The 16,643-nt window shown below is 70.2% G+C and carries 13 protein-coding genes and 3 pseudogenes; 9 read left to right on the top strand and 7 right to left on the bottom strand.

Features of this window, described 5'->3' with window-relative positions; translation table 11 throughout:
• Nucleotides 1–116 precede the first annotated feature (116 nt).
• The 4 genes and pseudogenes from ABZO29_RS01750 (at nucleotide 117) to ABZO29_RS01735 (ending at nucleotide 3,151) form a co-directional block, all read left to right on the top strand.
• Nucleotides 117–1,160 carry an SDR family oxidoreductase gene (locus ABZO29_RS01750; RefSeq protein ID WP_367318338.1) on the top strand — a complete coding sequence of 348 codons (1,044 nt, stop codon included), beginning with the start codon at nucleotides 117–119 and terminating at the stop codon, nucleotides 1,158–1,160.
• Nucleotides 1,161–1,614: 454 nt separating this feature from the next.
• Nucleotides 1,615–1,965, top strand: a pseudogene (locus tag ABZO29_RS01745) (pirin-like C-terminal cupin domain-containing protein); the annotation flags it as partial.
• 128 nt (nucleotides 1,966–2,093) lie between these two features.
• Nucleotides 2,094–2,201: pseudogene (locus ABZO29_RS01740) on the top strand (IS982 family transposase); the annotation flags it as partial.
• Between the two features lie 104 nt (nucleotides 2,202–2,305).
• The gene (locus tag ABZO29_RS01735) at nucleotides 2,306–3,151 is read left to right on the top strand and encodes a hypothetical protein (RefSeq protein ID WP_367318337.1); all 846 of its coding nucleotides are present in this window, start codon (nucleotides 2,306–2,308) and stop codon (nucleotides 3,149–3,151) included.
• Nucleotides 3,152–3,310: 159 nt separating this feature from the next.
• On the opposite strand, the pseudogene ABZO29_RS01730 reads toward ABZO29_RS01735, so the two are convergent.
• The 7 genes and pseudogenes from ABZO29_RS01730 to ABZO29_RS01700 all read right to left on the bottom strand — a co-directional run.
• Nucleotides 3,311–3,733 (bottom strand): annotated as a pseudogene (locus ABZO29_RS01730) (transposase); the annotation flags it as partial.
• A gap of 364 nt (nucleotides 3,734–4,097) precedes the next feature.
• Nucleotides 4,098–5,531, bottom strand: a complete 1,434-nt coding sequence (locus ABZO29_RS01725; RefSeq protein ID WP_367318336.1) for a M1 family metallopeptidase — start codon at nucleotides 5,529–5,531, stop codon at nucleotides 4,098–4,100.
• Between the two features lie 105 nt (nucleotides 5,532–5,636).
• The gene (locus tag ABZO29_RS01720; protein WP_367318335.1) at nucleotides 5,637–6,599 is read right to left on the bottom strand and encodes a M20/M25/M40 family metallo-hydrolase; all 963 of its coding nucleotides are present in this window, start codon (nucleotides 6,597–6,599) and stop codon (nucleotides 5,637–5,639) included.
• 960 nt (nucleotides 6,600–7,559) lie between these two features.
• Nucleotides 7,560–8,051, bottom strand: a complete 492-nt coding sequence (locus ABZO29_RS01715) for an RNA polymerase sigma factor (RefSeq protein ID WP_367318334.1) — start codon at nucleotides 8,049–8,051, stop codon at nucleotides 7,560–7,562.
• A 90-nt stretch (nucleotides 8,052–8,141) separates the two neighbouring features.
• Entirely contained in the window at nucleotides 8,142–8,753 is a 612-nt protein-coding gene (locus ABZO29_RS01710) for a class F sortase (RefSeq protein WP_367318333.1), read from the bottom strand.
• Nucleotides 8,750–9,109, bottom strand: a complete 360-nt coding sequence (locus ABZO29_RS01705) for a sortase-dependent protein (RefSeq protein ID WP_367318332.1) — start codon at nucleotides 9,107–9,109, stop codon at nucleotides 8,750–8,752. Before ABZO29_RS01705 ends, ABZO29_RS01710 begins: the two co-directional genes overlap by 4 nt.
• 567 nt (nucleotides 9,110–9,676) lie before the next feature.
• Nucleotides 9,677–10,135 carry a DUF5707 domain-containing protein gene (locus ABZO29_RS01700; protein ID WP_367318331.1) on the bottom strand — a complete coding sequence of 153 codons (459 nt, stop codon included), beginning with the start codon at nucleotides 10,133–10,135 and terminating at the stop codon, nucleotides 9,677–9,679.
• Nucleotides 10,136–10,420: 285 nt separating this feature from the next.
• Between ABZO29_RS01700 and ABZO29_RS01695 the strand changes: the two genes are divergently transcribed.
• From ABZO29_RS01695 to ABZO29_RS01675, 5 genes are all read left to right on the top strand, one after another.
• Nucleotides 10,421–12,784 (top strand): histidine kinase, encoded by a 2,364-nt coding sequence (locus ABZO29_RS01695; protein WP_367318330.1) that lies wholly within the window; start codon nucleotides 10,421–10,423, stop codon nucleotides 12,782–12,784.
• A complete protein-coding gene (locus ABZO29_RS01690) occupies nucleotides 12,781–13,461 on the top strand; it encodes a response regulator (RefSeq protein ID WP_367318329.1) in 681 nt (226 codons plus the stop codon). Before ABZO29_RS01695 ends, ABZO29_RS01690 begins: the two co-directional genes overlap by 4 nt.
• Before the next feature lie 32 nt (nucleotides 13,462–13,493).
• Nucleotides 13,494–13,808, top strand: a complete 315-nt coding sequence (locus ABZO29_RS01685) for an SCO4225 family membrane protein (RefSeq protein ID WP_367318328.1) — start codon at nucleotides 13,494–13,496, stop codon at nucleotides 13,806–13,808.
• Between the two features lie 691 nt (nucleotides 13,809–14,499).
• Nucleotides 14,500–15,324: an SGNH/GDSL hydrolase family protein gene (locus tag ABZO29_RS01680; protein WP_367318327.1), complete on the top strand. Its 825-nt coding sequence runs from the start codon at nucleotides 14,500–14,502 to the stop codon at nucleotides 15,322–15,324.
• 34 nt (nucleotides 15,325–15,358) lie between these two features.
• Nucleotides 15,359–16,591, top strand: coding sequence for an acyltransferase family protein (locus tag ABZO29_RS01675; RefSeq protein ID WP_367318326.1), 1,233 nt, complete (start codon nucleotides 15,359–15,361; stop codon nucleotides 16,589–16,591).
• The last annotated feature ends 52 nt before the right edge of the window (nucleotides 16,592–16,643 follow it).

Raw genomic sequence — 16,643 nt, 5'->3', positions numbered from 1 at the left:
CGGGCGAGCTCCGGTCCGGGCCGATTGAAGGCCCGAACCGTTGTCAATGGCCCAGGGAGCTGGGCGAGCAAGGAAGGAAGACAGATGACCACCACACCGCCCTCAGGGGTGCAGGCATGACCGCATCGCAGCCTCGCGTCCTGGTCACCGGCGGGTCCGGCTTCATCGCCGGACACTGCATTCTCCAACTGCTGGAGCAGGGATACCCGGTGCGCACGACTGTGCGCAGCCTCGGGCGCGAGTCCGAGGTCCGGGCGCAGCTCAGCGACGCCGGGATGGTGAACGGCGGCGCGTTGAGTTTCGTGTCGGCGGACCTCATGAGTGACGCAGGGTGGGCCGATGCCGTCGCCGGGTGCGACTTTGTGCTGCATGTGGCCTCTCCCGTGCACGTGGAGCATGTCGAAAACGAGGACGATGTCATCGTTCCGGCGCGTGAGGGCACTCTGCGTGTGCTGCGTGCAGCACGCGATGCCGGTGTCAAACGAGTTGTCCTCACCTCTGCCTTCCATGCGGTCGCCTACGGATACCCGCGCACCGACCACCAGTTCACCGAGGAGGACTGGAGCGTCCTCGACGGGCCAGGCGCCACCGCGTACACCAAGAGCAAGACGCTCTCCGAGCGCGCCGCGTGGGATTTCATCGACGCCGAGGGCGGTTCGACGGAACTCGCCACGATCCTTCCCGTCGCCGTCATGGGACCCGTGATGGGCCAGGCAATCTCCGGATCGAACCACCTCATCCAGCGCATCCTCGAGGGGGCGATGCCCGGCTATCCCGATCTGTGGATCCCGATCGTCGACGTACGCGATGTGGCAAGCGCGCACCTGCTGGCCATGACCACCCCTGAAGCTGCCGGTCAGCGCTTCCTCACCGCCGGCGAACCAGCGATCTCGATGAAACAGATCGGTGCCATCCTCACAGCCAACCTCGGAGACGCAGCCAAGCACGTACCCGCCCGGTCCATCCCCAGCGCCGTGATCCGCATGGTTTCCCTCTTCAACAAGGAGCTCCGTACGCTCGTCCCCGACCTCGGCTTCGCCAGGAAGACGACCAGCGCAAAAGCCCACCACGTGCTGGGATGGCAGCCCCGCAACAGTCCCGAGGCCGCCATCCTCGCAACCGCCGAGAGCCTGATCAGGAAGGAACCCGTAAAAGCGTGACCTGGCCGCACTTCGCCGGCGCGAGGTGGGCTGAGCCGGTTCAGGCAACGGCAGTTGCCTGCCGCCGGGCGGAGAATCGGAGGCGACTACTCATGTTCAGCCTCATCTCGCTGTAGGGCCGAAGGCGCGTCCAGAACAGTGGGATGAGCGCGCGGCGGTTTTCGTCGGTGAGGCGGCCTGCTCATTCGGTGTCGTCCAGAGCGAGAACCTCGAACTCCGGCGCCGCCTCGGTTTTCGGTACACCTCTACGAGGTCCACGGGCGCTGGACATGCCGTTCGCCACGCCGGTGGGCAAGCCGTCCGCCGCTGACTCCAAGAGCGACTGACCCGTCCACCGCCGAGCCGCTCCCGCGGGGCACTCCCCCCGTAACGCCGCCGCGGGAGCTTCCCGGGTGCCGGACCCCGTCCCCCACGGGCCCGGCACCCGGCCCAGCGCCGCACCGAATCCACCCGGGCGGCGCACGACGCCATCCGGGATGTGATTGTCAGCGGCCTGCAGATGCGGCAGCCCGTCGCCTGGAACGGTCCCTTCGCCATGAACACCTGCGGCGAACTCCTGCAGATGCTCGACGACTTCCGGGCCGGACGGCTCGGCAGGGTCCGAGACCTCCTGACACGGATCTCTTACGAGACTTCCTGGGCCGCTACCTGCTCAACCTCACCACCAGCGGCCCTGCCAGAGCCTGCGCTCACTGCGCGCCCCAAGCCGTCGAGGACACCGACGACGAGGTCCAGTGCGCTTCTTGAGGGCAGGGGAATAATTCCGATTGCGGAACCTGGCGGACGATGGGCCAGGCCCTGCTGATCCTGGCCGACAAGGGCCACATCGCGGCCGACCTCGACCGCTTCCTCGTCGCCCACGGCACCAGCCTGCTGCGGCCCTCTTACCGCAACCGCGGCACCCCCTGCCCCGGGGGGACCCTGCTCAAAACGGTCCGCCAGCTGATCGAGTCGGTCAGGGGTCAGCTCGACCTCGAACAACACGGCGGCCGCACCATCGAAGGCATCGGCGTCCGAGTGGCCGAGCGGATCCTGGCGATGACCTGCGCGATCGGGCACACGGCCACCCATAACAAGGTCAACGATCGCCTACGATCACTGAGCCACATTGGAACTATTCGTCTCGGGTCGTCTAGGGTCCTCAAATGCGTGGTGACGACATATCCGAGCGCAAGAGCACCTTCGTAGACGCGCCCAGCGCCGATGCGGCGCGGCGTCGCAGATGGCTGGTGAGCTGTTCAATCGCCGTGATCGTAGCGGTGGGGGTGGGCTGGTACGCGTGGCCGACCAGCCAGGAGCTGAGTGCCGACCCCCACGTGCGTAACCCGGGCAAGGAACAGCCGATCTGCGCCTCGTCGGACGGGCGGACGCTGTATGCAGACGTGGACGGCGACGGCATGGTGGACGAGGTGCACGACAGCAAGGACCGTGACGGGCGCACGGTCGTCACGTTCGAGGGACCGGGCAACAAGCAGGTCCGGCACTCCGTGTGGTCGATCGTCACCACGGCGGCGGGGCGCAGGAAGGCCCATGCGTCGCCCGAGGAGGGATTCCGGGCGGCGTTCGGAGATTTCGACAACGACGCCCGCGTGGACATGGCTGTCACGTATACCGCACGAGACAAGGGCGACGATCCAGTCGACTCGATGAGTATGCACGAAGTGCGCTGGGGGCCGCTGGGCCGTGACCTCAAGGGCAAGAGCCGGGGTTCGATCCGGATGAGTCACGGCTACTACATCGACGGTTTGCGTGCGGTGGCGGGCAACCGGTACGGCGCCGGCGCCAACCACGCCTCCGCACGGCTGCTGATTCACCAGACGACCGGTGACGGTGCATTCGAGACATACGAAGGACAGAAACTCGGTCATGATCTGGTGGTGCCGGATGAGCCGTTGCCCCGATGGGGACAGGAATTCGCCGAGCAAAAGGACGGGTGGACGGACCTGGGCGAGTGCCCGGCATCACCACGAAGCACGGCAACCGGCCCCTAGCGGCCCAGGTGACGCCAACAGGACCACCAAACACCAGCTTCGAGATTCGGCGACATGGGGCGTCTTGTCGCAGCGGGTGGCCCGCCCGAGCCGACTCTCGGCTGCTGGAGGGCTCTGGCGTCGAGACCGGCAGTCCGCGGGTCCCCGTTTCACACAGAGCTCGCCGGGCAGGGCCGTGTGCTGGCGTTCGGCGGCGTCGATGGCGGCTTCGGCCAGGGCCCGGACGCCTCGGACCTTGCTGTTGCCCAGCCAGGTGGTCAGTCGCCGGGTGCCGACGCGACGCAGTGCAGCGGGTGTCTGGTACCCCGTCAGCAGCACCAGCGGCCCGAGGTTGCTCAGTTCCAAGGCCCGTTCCAGGGCTGGGAAGATGCTGGTCAGCGAAGTGCGCAGGCGGTTGAGAGTCCGGGTGCGGTCGGCCACCAGATTGGACCGGAGGCCGGTACGGACCCGCAGCTCGACGGCGTGCTCGTCGTCCGGCCGCAGATCCGTCAAGTCCCGTCGCATCCGGGCCTGATCCGCGACAACGGTGGCGTCCTTGGCATCGGTTTTCCCCGTGCCTCGGTAGCCGGCCGAGGCACGGTTGAAGGCCATGTCCTACTCAGCGATGTACGACGCGGTACTCGCGGCTCCTCATCAGCGGTCAGGCCGTCGTGAGACACCGGGCGGCCAGGTTGGGGGAGCCATCAAGGGCGACCCTACAAAAGTCATACCCGGTGTCTCTGGGCCTCCAGACCCTACAAGTGGCCTTGATCAACCCGAGCAAGAAGGGAGGACCCTACGAATGGCTCGCTCATCCAGATCAACAAGGTAGGGAGGACTGACGCGTGCCTTGCCGACGCCTTCTGCGCCGCCGCCGAGATACCCGCTGGGCCCCGTTCACTGTGGTCAGCAGTCGGATGCCGGACAAGAAACCGGCCTCATCGTCGATCGCCTGATCGCCGGCCGGTCACGGCTGATGAACCGGGTCGAGCGGGGCGAGGGAGCCTGGGAAGAGGTACTTCTTCTCCGGGGCGGTGGTGCTGTGGGCCCATGCATCGAAGAAGCCCGTGAGGTCCTTGCCGGAGACTTCCTCGGCGAGCGCCTCGAACTGCGGCCAGGACGCGTTGCCGTAGCGGTGTTCGCGCGACCACCGATTGAGGGTGGCGAAGAACGCCGGGTCGCCGACCGTGCGGCGCAGGGCGTGCACCATCATGGAGCCCTTGTCGTAGAGGGCGCCGTCCAGTTCGCGGCCCTGGCCGGGGTCGTACAGCTTCGTCGTCCAGAAGGCGGGGTCGGCTGTGCTCTGCTCGACCATGGCGCGGTAGAAGCCGTTGTCCAGGTCGTCTCCAAATTTCTCGTACCACAGCTGGACGGCGTACTGGGCGAAGCACTCGGCCAGGCAACCGTCGCGCCAGTCGGAGAGGGAGACGCTGTTGCCGAACCACTGGTGTGCGTTCTCGTGGACCATGGAGACCTCGAAGAATTTCCTGTGATACGTCGGGCGGCTCTGTGTCTCCAGGGCGAGGGGACCGCTGCCGTCGTCGCCGGCGATGACGATCCCGCCGGCCGAGGAGAAGGGGTATGGGCCGAACTTCGAGGCCAGGAAGTCGATGACCTCCGGCAGCAGTGCCTCCGTCCCTGGGTCGACGGTGGCCCCGGGGCTGTAGGCGTGGATGACGGGGGTGCCGTCGGAGAGTTCCGAGGTGCGCACCGTGAACTTGTCGATGGCGATGGTGCTGAGGAATGTGGCCATTGGCCGGTCCTCGTACCAGCGGAACGTGGTCGTGCCCCGGCCGGTGGTGGTGGCGCCCGGCCTCCCGTTGCCGACCACCGTCCAGCCGTCGGGGACCGTGGCCGTGAGCCGGAAGGTCGCCTTGTCCGAAGGGTGGTCGTTGGCCGGGTACCAGGCTGTGGCGGAGTGCGGCTCGCCCGTCACGTTGGCGCCGCCGTCGGCGAGGGTGTGCCAACCCTCGCCGACCGGTTCGCCGGAGTAGCGGACGCGTACCGAGAAGCGCGCGTTCTGCGCGAGCGGCCGGGCGGGGGTGATGACGATTTCGTGCGCGCCCTCGCGGGAGACGGCGCGGGCGGGTACGCCGTTCACCGTGACGGAGGTGACCTGGAAGCCGTCCAGGTCGAGGTGGAACCGGTCCAGGTCCTGCTTCGCGACGGCCTGCACCGTGGTGTCGCCCTCCAGATGTCGGGGGCGGGCCGGGTCGTAGTTCACGTGTACGTCGTACTGGGTGGCGTCATAGCCGGAGTTGCCGTCGTCGGGGTAGTACGGGTCTCCGGCGCCCGGGCCGCCGGGGTCGGCGGAGGCGGGCAGGGCGGTGAGCACGATGCCGACGGCCACGGCCGTGGCCAGGGCGGTGGTGCGGCGGTGCTGTTTCCGGCGGGTGGGCATGCAACTGCTCCTTCGGGACGCTCGGGGGCGTGCGGGGCGTGCGGGGCGTGCGGGGCGTGCGCGTGCGGGGCGTGCGGGGCGGAGGTGTCGAGGCGCCGGGCGGGGTCAGCGGCGTGCGGCGAGCTGCCAGACGGTGCTGATGAAGGCGTTGGTGCTGATGGTCTCGGTCTGCGGGTCCACGTTCTCGACGCGGTCGCACGCGGCGTGGTAGCAGTCGTCGATCCCCGTGGAGAAGCCGCCCACCGGGATGCCGGCGTCGCCGAACGACACGTGGTCGCTGCCGCCGATGCCGATTCCGATCGTGGTCAGGTCCCGGGCCGTGAAGTACCCCTCGAACGCGTCGGCCGCCGCCGGGTCGTCGCGGACGACGAGCCACCGCCGGTTGCCCTTCGTGCCGGCCATGTCCATGTTCAGGTAGACGTCGATCCGGTCGCGGTGGGCGGCGGTCAGGTCCCGCACATAGGCACGTGATCCCACCATGCCGGCCTCCTCAGCACCCCACCAGGCGAAACGCAGATGGCGGACGGGCGTGAGGCCCGCCTTGGACACCTTGAGGGCGGTGGCGAGCAGGGCAGCGGAGCCGGAGCCGTTGTCGTTGATGCCGGGGCCGGACTCCACGCTGTCGAGATGCGCTCCGGAGAGCACCACACGCTCGGGATCGCCCCCGGGCCAGTCCGCGATGAGGTTGTAGCCGGTGGTGCCGTCGTGCGTAAAGCGGTGCAGTGTGGTGCGGAAGCCGGCCGTGTCCAGTACGGCCTTCACATAGGCGACCGAGTCGCGATAGCCGCGGGTTCCGTGGGCACGGTTGCCCCCGGAGCGGTCCGCGATTCGTTGCAGGGCGTCGAGGTGCGGCATGACCTCGTCCGCGGTGACAACGGGCGGGGTGAGGTCCGCGCTGGGTTCGGCGGCGGCGACGGGGACGCCCACGGTGAGACCCACGAGGACGGCGTGCAGGCCGAGGACCGCGGCCGCGCGGCGGAGGCGGGACGACGTGCGGGACCGGGGTGTGCGGGGGGCGGATGTGCGACGGCCGGCGGCACGGCGGCCTGGCGTGCTGATCGAGTGCATCGGTTCGGCTCTCTCCGGGGTGAGGTGATGGCGGGTGCGCCCGGGCGCCGGGCGCGGTGGATCACGAGGGATGTCGGCCGGTCGGGCGGTGACGTGCGGGATAGGGCGATTGCGGTGCCCCGGGCCCCGGGCCCCGGACAGAGAGACGTGGGGCAGTGAGACCGGTTGCAAAGAGATCGCAAAGTGCCTTGGGTTGTTTTCCTGTCGCACACGGCCACTTGGTGGTGAGCCCGGTCACCGGAGGGTGTGGATACCGGCGCGTGGGACAGCCAGTAACCGGCCATTCCGCCGAGGGTGTTGGCGATGAGGTCGTTGACCTACGCTGCGGGGGCGAAGTCGTGCCGCAGCATGGCTCGGGTTTCCAGTGGGGTGAGGTACCTGAAACCCGGGGTGCTTGCGGAGCCTGGTGCGGTGGTACGCCGTTGTGAAATTGAGGCAGGGCAACGCCGCGTACGGCTTCTTGGGACTGGCACGTGGGACGAGCGACAGGCCAAGGGCTCGGCGTTCTCCTATTGGCTCGCTGACGGCTCGACTCGCGCCGAGGTCGGTGTCGGTGGCGATGTGTATTCCTGTGACGGGGTCGGTTCCGCCGTAGGTTCGTGGGTGGGGCGGACCGTCGAGTTGCTCGGGTTGCGGGACTCGTCGGTCCCCGGGGGTGCCGGTACGGACGGGCTCGGGGACGCCGGCGGGGTCGCGGGCGGCGGCGGGCTGCTCGCAGGCGGCGGGGCCAGCGGGACCGTCGGCGAGGTAGGTGTGCTGGGGGCTGTCAGATGGAGCGGCAGGGCGATGAGGGCGGCGACAGCGGAGGCCAGGCCGACGCCGACCGCTGCGCGGAGCACTCGGCGGCGGGTCGCGGTGCGGCGGATGGTCTTGTAGCGGCCGGGGGGCGGAGCGAGATAGTCGGAGGTGGGCCGGAGGATTACCGCGAGGGGGTCGTCGGGGCTGTGACCCGGGCGGTCGTCAAAGGGTGCGGTCAAGGCTTCTCCTCAGGTGGACGCGGAGCAGTTCGCGGGCCGCGTGGAGGTCGGCCTTGACGGTTCCTTCCTTGCGTCCGGTCAGCACGGACACCTCGCGGATCGGCATGTCAGCGTAGTAGTGAAGGAGGATCGGGATGCGGAGTCGTTCCGGCAGCGACTGCACCAGCAGGCGTACCGACGGGTCGGCCTGTTCGGGGTGGGGGCGGACGGCGATCTCCGTCGTCACGCGGTGCATGGCCTTGCGCTCGCGCTCCAGCTTGCGCCAGTGGTCCCGGACGAGGTTGGCCGCGGTGACGTAGAGGAAGCCGCGGGGTTCCTCCACCTTCGTCCATCGGGCCCAAAGCCGGGTGAACGCTTCCGAGGCGATCTCGTGAGCCGTCTCGTCGTCGTCGACGAGGCGGCGGCACCAGCCGGCGAGGCGCGGGTAGAGGGCGGCGAACAGCTCGGACGCTGCCTTGTCGCGGGACCGTTTCAACGCTCTCCAGGGTCGTGGGGGCGGTCGGAGAAGAGAGTGCCGGGCCGTCGGCGTACGTTCCTCGGGCCCGGGATTCCTTCTACGGGCGGGTCAGGGGGTCGTGGCGCTGAGTTCGGCGAAAACGATGACGTTGTCGCGGTACTCGTTGCCGGTGCGGGGGCCGCCGCACGTGATCAGCCGCAACTCCGGTTGGTTCACGTCCCCATAGACGTCGTGCGCCGGGAAGTCCGCCTTGGCGACCGTCCGTACGGCGCTGACGGCGAACACCGCCGCCGTGCGGTTCTCCAGACGCGCCTCGATCCGGTCGCCCTGGTGCAGGCGGGACAGGTGGCGGAAGACGCCGTCCCCGAACGTGCCGACGGTGACATGGCCGAGGATCACCGACGGACCGATCTGCCCCGGTGTCGGCGAGTGCCGGTACCAGCCCGCCCGGTCGTGTGCCGTGATCGGGGGCACCTCCACGCTGCCGTCGGCCGCCAAACCCAGCCGGATGACCGGGGTGTCGACGTCGATGGCGGGGATGCGCAGCCCGACCGGCACCGAAGGCCGCAGGGACTGGCCCGAGTTCGCGGAGCGCCGATGCCGTCGAGAACCGCTGGAGCCTGCGGTCGCGTCCTCGCCAACATTCCCGTGACCGCGGCATCCCACGAGCAGGGAGCCCAGCGCCGCCGTGGTGAACGCGCGCCTGGAAAGCGGGGTCATGCCCCGGAAGCCCGCCGACGCCGTACGACGTAGAACGCCGTGCCCGCGGCGAGCACCGCGCCGGCGCCCCCGCCGACCAACGCGCCGTTGGTCCCGGACTCCGACGACGCTTTCGTCACTCCGGTGTCGGGCGCGCCGCTCGGGACCACGGAGACCTGGCCCGAGACCGGCTCTCGGGTCAGCTCGGTACCGGGAGCCGAGGGGGCGGGCGTCGGCGTTCGGGTCGGTTCAGCGCTCGGACTCGGGGCGACCGTGGCGGTCGGGATGGGCGACGGCCCGTCCGCGAACGCGGGCGCGGTGCTCGCCAGTACGGCGGTGCAGACAAGTGGAAGGGCACTGAGGACAGTTCGGCGCATCGGATCGCTCTCTCTTCTTCGGTTCGCCCGGTACCTGAAGTACGCGGCGGACTGACTGACGGATCGAGCGGAGAGACGAGGCGGCTGCGAAGCGGGTTGCAAAGAGATGGCAAAGCCGCCATGGGCTCGTCCCGGCAGACGGAGGTGCCCGGCCCGGTCAACCGGGTCTGGCGGTCAGGCCGTCGTGCAGGTCCCGCCGCTCAGGGTGAAAGTGGTCGGGGCCGTATTCGTGGTGCCCCCGGCCCCGGTGAAGCCGCCGCGCAACGGCGGATCATTCGGCTACCGGAGCACCCAGCAGGCTTCTGACGCCCCACAGGACTGACAGTGATGATTGTTGTGGCTCCGCCCGGAGATCTGACCCCAGGACTCACGGGCGCTTCGGCTGTCCTTCAGTGGATTTGTCGGTCGTCCGGGCGGAGCCACACCGCGCGGCTGCTGGTTGGCGGCGGCGCGCTGTCAAGGAGCCCTGCGGGTCAGTGCTGCCCGGTCAAAGGTCCCCTGTCTTGTCCGTCTACCTGACCGGCACGCGCCCTGCCACATGCGTCGTGCGGACGTTCGATCGAGGGCTCAGTGTGCGACATCGAAGGTGGCGGCGCGGGGCACGAACGTCGAGTTCCCGTCCGCGGCCACCGCCAGAGCCGAGACGTACCAGGTGCCTTTGGCCAGTTCGGCCGCCTCCCGCTCCGTGACCTTCAGCGCGTAGGGCGTGTAGGTGCAGTGGGTCGTCTCGTCCGAGGAGCTCTGGCACTTGGCGCTCTCCGCTGAGCGCAGCTCCGCCTCGGTCGGCTCGAGCTTCGAACTCGCGGGCCAGGCGAGGACCTTGAGGTCCCTGATGTTCGAGTCGTCGCTGACGTCCACGGTGTAGGTGAACGAGCCCGCGTTGCCGTCGGACGGAGCCACGTAGCGGGCCGAGCTGTTCTCCATGGTCGGCTCAGTCGGGCCCGAGGCCAGGGCGGAGCCGCAGGCGGTCACTCCGGCGAGGGCTGCGGCACTGATGAGTGACGAGAAGAGAATGCGCTTGGACATGGGGGGTCCCCCTCGGGTTCGTTGGAGAGTCGGAAGCGCGGAAAAGGCGCGCTGAAGGCGCGGAAGAACCGCTGGTAAAACCGGTCTTGGAGTTGGTCGTAGAAGCCGTGGCCGACCGCGCTCTTGATGTGATCGAGCCTATGGCCGCAGTGTGGCGCCGTCCTCCCGCTGCGGGACGATTGGCGCCTCCAACCGCGGCTAGAGGCTCTGCAACCCAGGTAAGAGACCGGAATCCGCCTCCAGCTGGAGCCGGGCCGCTCACCTGCGGCCTAGCCTTGATCCGTTATGAATCGAACCGATGACCGGCTGCTCCCGGTCCTGCTGATCTGCGCCCAGGCCGTGGTGTGGCCCGGGGCAGCGCTGGTGCGTGGGGCGGTTCCGCCCGCGTCCGCCCTGTTGTTGGCGGCCCTGGTCGTCAGCGTGGTGACGGCCGCGCTCGTCCTGCGCCGCGTTCGCCCGGTGGCCACGCTCGTCGTGGTCGCCGCCGCGTGCGCGCTGGGTGCCGGGCCGCTGCCCGCGGGGGCGACGGCGGTGCTCGGCACCGCGGGTGTCGCGCTGGCCCTGTTCACCGTGGGGACCGAACGCCACGCCTTCACGGCAGTGTTGTGCGTGGTGGCGCTCGCGGCCTGGCAGCTCCTGCAGGACATCAACCTGCACGGGCTCAGCGACCGCAACGGACTCGATCTCGTCCTGACCGCGGTGCTGTACGCCGGCACGTGCGGCGCCGGTCTCCTCGTACGTCGTCGCAGTCGCGCGCGGCAAGCGGCCGAACAACTGCTGAAGCGGGCCGAGTCCGAGCGTCACCGGCTCCCTGCGGCGGAACGGCGGCGTATGGAGAGGGAGTTGCACGACGTCAGCGCCCACCATCTGACGGCCGTGGTGGTCACGGCGGGGGCTGCTCTCGGGCTGCGTGAACATCGTCCCGAAATGGCCCAGGAGGCGCTGGAGTTCGCCGTCGAGGCCGGCCGCGAGGTCACCCGCGCGCTGGGCGCGGTACGGGCCCCGGCGCCCCCCCGCGAGGACCTCCCGTCACCGGAGGAACGGCTGCGGGACCTTGTCGCGGGATTCCGGCGCCTGGACCAGCAGGTCGACTGTGAGATCGATCCCCTGCCGGACGGCACCGTCGCGGACGCGGCGTACGGCATCGTGCGCGAGGCGCTGACCAACGTGGCACGGCACGCACCCGGTGCGCACACCAGGGTGCGGGTCGGGTACGGCGACACCCGCACCGACGTCGTGGTCACGAGCGCGGCACCGCCGGCCGGTGCGGTGGCGTACGGGGCGGGGCTCGGCGGCGGTCGCGGTCAGGGCTTCCTGCGGTCCCGGGCCCGGGAGGCGGGCGGCACCCTGACCACCGGCCCGACGGCGGAGGGCGGTTGGGAGGTCCGCGCGGTCCTGCCGGGCCGGACCGCAGGCCCGGTGGAGCGGTGCGTTCCGCGGAGCCACCGCCTGGCGCAGCTGACGGTCGCCGTCGGCCTGGTCGTACAGCCGCTGCTCCCGGCGCTGGTCATCCGGGCGCAGGACGCGTCGAGCGGGACGCGGGTGTCCGCGGGCGTGCTCTTCGCGCTGCTGGCTGCGGCACAGGCCATCGCACTGCTGTGGCTGCGCCGGGCACCCCGTGCGGCCCACGGGGTCCTGTTGGGTCTGGCCCCGCTGTGGCCGGTGGCGATGGCCACGGGCGAGTACACCGGTCCGGTGATCCTGCCGCCCGCGCTGAGCCTGCTTGCGACCTGCGCGGCGCTCGCGGCGGACGCGGCCCGCACGGCCGCCGGTCCGTCCCCTGCCGCAAGGCGCCCGCGCGTGTCCCTGCCGGCTCGCCCGTTCAGGCCCCGGTCGTTCCTCCCGATCGCCGCCGTGGCGGCGCACGCGGCAGCCGCGTCGGCAGCCGTGCTGGACCACGGCACGACGGTTCCCGTCTGGGTCGTCGCAGCGTCGGCGACGGGCGCGGCGTGCCTCGCGGTCGGTGCGGCCCGCTGGGCCGGTGCCCTGCGCGGGCGGGGCGACCGGGCCGACTGGGGCGCGCGGGACGAACGCCTCGCCGCCTTCACCGAGGAGGCCGTCCGGGACGCGTGGGCCGAGCGACGCAGGATCGCCGCCGGACTGGAGAGCACTGTGCTCTCACGCACCGCCGACATGGTCGCGGAGGCGGAGGCGGGCCGGCTCGACGTGACCGCCGAACGCGCCCGCGAGGCCCTGGCCGCGATGCGCGCTCTGCTCGATGCGGTCCGGGACGGCGAGAACGGGCCAGAGCTGCGGCCGCAGCCCACCCTCCAGGCGCTCGACCTGCTCGGCCAGCAACTCCGGGCCACCGGCCGTGACATCGAGATACGGCTGACCGACCGCGTACCGGAACGACTGCCCACCGCCGTCGACCTGGCCGCCTACCATGCTGCCGAGACGGTGCTCGCGGCCAGCGGCGAAGAGTCGGCGGTGCTCGAACTCGACGCGGAGGACGGTACGTTGACGCTCACCGCCACCGGGGTGCCCCGCGCCGCCGACCCCGTCGTACGGGAGCGGCTGACCATGCGGGTCTCGGCACTCGGCGGCACCCTGACCACGGGCCCGCAGGGCGCGGTCCGCCTCCGGCTGCCACTCGCGCTCGCGCCGGACAACCCGCATATCCCGGACAACGAGGAGAGAGAACGATGAGCCTCAAGGTGCTGGTCGTCGACGACCAGGGCATCGTACGGGCGGGGTTCGCCGCCGTGATCGACGCCGAGGAGGACATGACGGTCGTCGGCGAGGTCGCCGACGGCGCCGCCGCGGTACGGCTCGCCGAGGAGCTGGCACCTGACGTGGTCGTCATGGACGTACGCATGCCCGAACTGGACGGCATCGCCGCCACCCGCATCATCACCGGCCGCCAGGACGCACCCCGGGTCCTCGTCCTGACCACCTTCGACCTGGACGCCTACGTCTTCGACGCACTGCGTGCCGGAGCCTCGGGCTTCCTCCTCAAGGACGTGCACCCCTCCGAACTGCTCCAGGGCATCCGGGTGGTGGCGGCCGGCGAGAGCGTGCTCGCCCCGTCCGCGACCCGCCGCCTCATCGGCCACTACGCCTCCGGACCGGGCACCACGGCCCCGGCCGGGAGCACCCCTGAACTGGACACCCTGACCAGCAGCCAGCGCACGGTCCTCATCCTCGTCGCAACCGGCCTCACCAACGCGGAGATCGCCGAGCAACTCAGCATCACAGTAGGCACCGTGAAGTCCCACGTGAACGCGGTGCTCCGCAAACTCGGCCTGCGCGACCGCGTACAGGCCACGATCCTCGCCTACGACCTCGGCCTGGCCCGGCCGAACCCACCCGGCACCCACCTCTGACCACCACGAACGCAGCCAAGGAGCCCCTCCCCATGACCGACCGATCCTTCACCCGCAGCCTACGCCGCACTCACAGCGAGGTCGCCGTCCTCGTCTATCTGGCGATCTGTGCCGTCCTGCTCGTGTGGGCCCTCGTGGTGACCGTGAGCGACGACTCGGGCGAGTCCATGGCCGGCGTCATCCCGCTGCTCGCCACCGCCCCGGCCAGCCTCGTCCTCCTCGCGCTGCCCGACGACCCCGTGTGGTTCATCACTGCCGTCGCCATCGGGGCGGAGGTCAACGCCGCGGTCATCGGATGGTGCGCCCGCGCCCTGCGCCGCGGCGACGGGCCGGATCCCGCGTCCTGAGCCTCGGCAGCACCTGCGGGAAGCTGCTCACCAACTGGGCCGGGCAGTCGCCACGCCTGGGCCATGAGGTCCGCCCCGCGCAGATGGCAGGCGAGGCGTGCACGAGAGTCGAACTCGCGCTCTCAGCTTGGAAAGCGACGGCGCTTGGGCTGGCCGTATGGCTCCGACGTGCGCAGATAGCCTGTGTTTGGGTGGTCGTGAGGGTCGAATCGCACCGCTGTTGACCCTGGTCGTCCGCTCTTATGGGCACGCTCTGGGCACGGGGCGCGGGGCGCGGGAGGACCGGCGGGCGAGAGCGCATGCGCGGACGGGCATGGGCCGGGCTCGGCCGGACGTCGAGTTGGGGAAGACCCTCGCGCGTGCACAGAGCTTGGGTGACGCCCGTTTCCGCTGCAAGGCCGATGGTCGCGGCTCCTCGGAACGGCCGACGCTCGCCTTGCCCGTTGTGAGGGCCGCCGGCGTCAGCGCCGTCACGGCCGCCGGCATGACGACCTTGAGAGGAACGACAGACGAGGCGTGAACCGTCGGGCCCATGGCGATCTTCTCCGGGCGGTGCCGCACCACCGGGAACTTGAGAGTCCGCTCGGGTAGCGCATCATGGGCGGTGGCCTTCATGAGCGCTCCTTGCCCGAACCATGAGCAAACGATGACGGCGGGCGGTTGGGCGCTTGGGGGCTGTTGTGCTGGGGGCATGAACAGCAACTACAAGTCCCGTTCCCGTGCTCCTCACCGCATGGCCCGTCCCGCCCTGATTGCGGTCGCCGCAGCCGTTGCGCTCGGCCTCACCTTGGTCGGATGCGGCGAGAAGGGCCTCGGCGTCAGGGACGAGGGGATGAGCAAGGAGACGACGAGCACCGGTGTGAAGGTGCTGTGGCTGGGCGACTCCATCGCGGGGGCCGAGGCTCCCGCGCTGAACGCGGCCCTGAAGGCCAGTGGTGTGGAGTTCAAGGACTCCTCTTCGGACGGTGGGGGCACGATCGTCAATAGCGGCGAGGAGATTACGCAGATGATCTCCGGCGCTACGTGGAAGCAACTGGGCAAGGACATCGAGTCGTTCCGTCCCACCGTGATCGCCTACCAAGTCACGACGTACGACTGGGGAAGCAAGGATCAGCAGCGGGCTGCCTACGAGAAGGTCGTAGACACGGCCAAGGACGCCGGGGCCAAGGTGGTGCTCGTTTCGTCCCCGCCCATCAAGATCGACGGGTTCTACAAGCAGCACGAGGCGCAGATGCGTACCGCTCCCAGGGCAGCCGCGGAAGTCGCCGGCAAGAGCGGTGGCACGGTGACGTTCTTCGACGCCTCGCAGTTGTGGGGCACGGATGCCTCGGTTCAGAAGGCGCAGCGCGCCCCGGACGGAGTCCACAACTGCCAGCAGGGAGCGGCCGCCTTCGCCAAGTGGTTCACCGAGAAGCTCGGCAAGCAGGAGAGCTTCACGCCGGCGTCGGTGGACTCCTGGGCCCAGAAGTCCTGGACCGGCGACGAGCGATACGGCAAGCTCCGCTGTGCCGGGTGAGGAAACGGCCGACTTCATGCCGTCGCATCTTCCGTTGCCCGCGCCTGTGGGCGGCCGCGCGGTGCCGGCCCGGCACCGGGCGGCGCGCCCCAGCGGGGTGGGCCGCGCGCACATAGCCGCCCTCGATGGGCTGCGCGGGTTCGCGGTCGCTGGCGTGCTGCTCTTCCACGCCGGGCATCTACGCGGCGGGTTTCTCGGCGTCGACCTGTTCTTCGTACTGTCCGGGTTCCTGATCACCGGGCTGCTGCTCGGCGAGGCGACGGGGCGCGGCCGGATCGGCCTGGCTGCGTTCTGGGGCCGCCGTGCCCGCCGCCTGCTGCCCGCTCTCGTCTGTGTGGTTGTCGTGACCGTATCGGCCACGTGGGTGTGGGGGAGCACGGAGCATCTGCGCTTCGCGCTCGACGACATGCCCTGGGTCGGGGCCCAGGCGGTCAACTGGCACTACATCACGGAGCAGATCGGCTACTGGAACGCCTCCGACACCCGCGTCTTCGCCCACCTGTGGAGCATTGGCGTGGAGTGGCAGTTCTACTTGGCCTGGCCGCTGGTGGTGGCAGTGGCCGCCCGGGGGCGGCGTGGTGAGCGTGTCGTGGCCTCGCTCGCCGTGGTGGGTGCCCTGGTCTCTCTCGCTCTGACCGTCTCGCTCGGTGCCGCCGTGGACACCACCCGCGCCTACGAGGGCACCGACACCCGTGGCGCCGCCCTGCTGCTCGGGGCGCTCACGGCGACCGCGCCGGTGCGGAACCTCGTGCGCCGGGTGCCGCGCCGCGCGGCCGACCTGGTGTGCCTGGTCCTGGGGTGCGGGCTGGCGGTGGCGTGGGCGGTGACCGGGGGCGAGAAGGCGCCCCTGCTCTTCCAGGGCGGGCTCCTCGTCCACTCCCTGACCGCGGCCGTGCTGATCGTCCTGATGGCCCATGTGCCGGGCACCTGGGCAGCACGGATTGCGGGCAGCCGCCTGCCGCGTGGCCTTGGAAAGCTGTCGTACAGCCTGTATCTGTGGCACTGGCCGGTGTACCTGCTGTTGCCGCGGCTGTCGGCGCTCGGGGACTGGGGCCGGACCGTCGTCGCGATCGGGATCTCGCTGGTGGCCGCTGCGGTGACGAAGCGGTTCGTCGAGGACCCGGTGCGGTTCCGGGTGGGCTGGGCGCGTGGCAGCCGTGGTTTGATCGCGGTCGTCGCGCTGGCCCTGGCGGGAGCCGTCCTTTGGGCTGCGGTGCCCGAACCGGCCGCGGGGGAGGGCACGGTCGACGTCGACCAGTTGAGGTGACCCTCAGGACAAGCAGCGCGCACCACCCCTCCTGCTCGCCCGTACAGTAGGC

The organism is Streptomyces sp. HUAS ZL42, assembly GCF_040782645.1.
Classification (GTDB): domain Bacteria; phylum Actinomycetota; class Actinomycetes; order Streptomycetales; family Streptomycetaceae; genus Streptomyces.
This window is presented reverse-complemented; position numbering and strand designations above follow the sequence as displayed.

Bases quoted from the DNA above. Each gene is read 5' to 3' on its own strand.
- ABZO29_RS01725 (WP_367318336.1), bottom strand. From the start codon at position 5,531: ATGCCCACCCGCCGGAAACAGCACCGCCGCACCACCGCCCTGGCCACG.
- ABZO29_RS01695 (WP_367318330.1), top strand. From the start codon at position 10,421: ATGAATCGAACCGATGACCGGCTGCTCCCGGTCCTGCTGATCTGCGCC.
- ABZO29_RS01690 (WP_367318329.1), top strand. From the start codon at position 12,781: ATGAGCCTCAAGGTGCTGGTCGTCGACGACCAGGGCATCGTACGGGCG.
- ABZO29_RS01710 (WP_367318333.1), bottom strand. From the start codon at position 8,753: ATGACCCCGCTTTCCAGGCGCGCGTTCACCACGGCGGCGCTGGGCTCC.
- ABZO29_RS01685 (WP_367318328.1), top strand. From the start codon at position 13,494: ATGACCGACCGATCCTTCACCCGCAGCCTACGCCGCACTCACAGCGAG.
- ABZO29_RS01750 (WP_367318338.1), top strand. From the start codon at position 117: ATGACCGCATCGCAGCCTCGCGTCCTGGTCACCGGCGGGTCCGGCTTC.
- ABZO29_RS01680 (WP_367318327.1), top strand. From the start codon at position 14,500: ATGAACAGCAACTACAAGTCCCGTTCCCGTGCTCCTCACCGCATGGCC.
- ABZO29_RS01735 (WP_367318337.1), top strand. From the start codon at position 2,306: ATGCGTGGTGACGACATATCCGAGCGCAAGAGCACCTTCGTAGACGCG.
- ABZO29_RS01705 (WP_367318332.1), bottom strand. From the start codon at position 9,109: ATGCGCCGAACTGTCCTCAGTGCCCTTCCACTTGTCTGCACCGCCGTA.
- ABZO29_RS01720 (WP_367318335.1), bottom strand. From the start codon at position 6,599: ATGCACTCGATCAGCACGCCAGGCCGCCGTGCCGCCGGCCGTCGCACA.
- ABZO29_RS01700 (WP_367318331.1), bottom strand. From the start codon at position 10,135: ATGTCCAAGCGCATTCTCTTCTCGTCACTCATCAGTGCCGCAGCCCTC.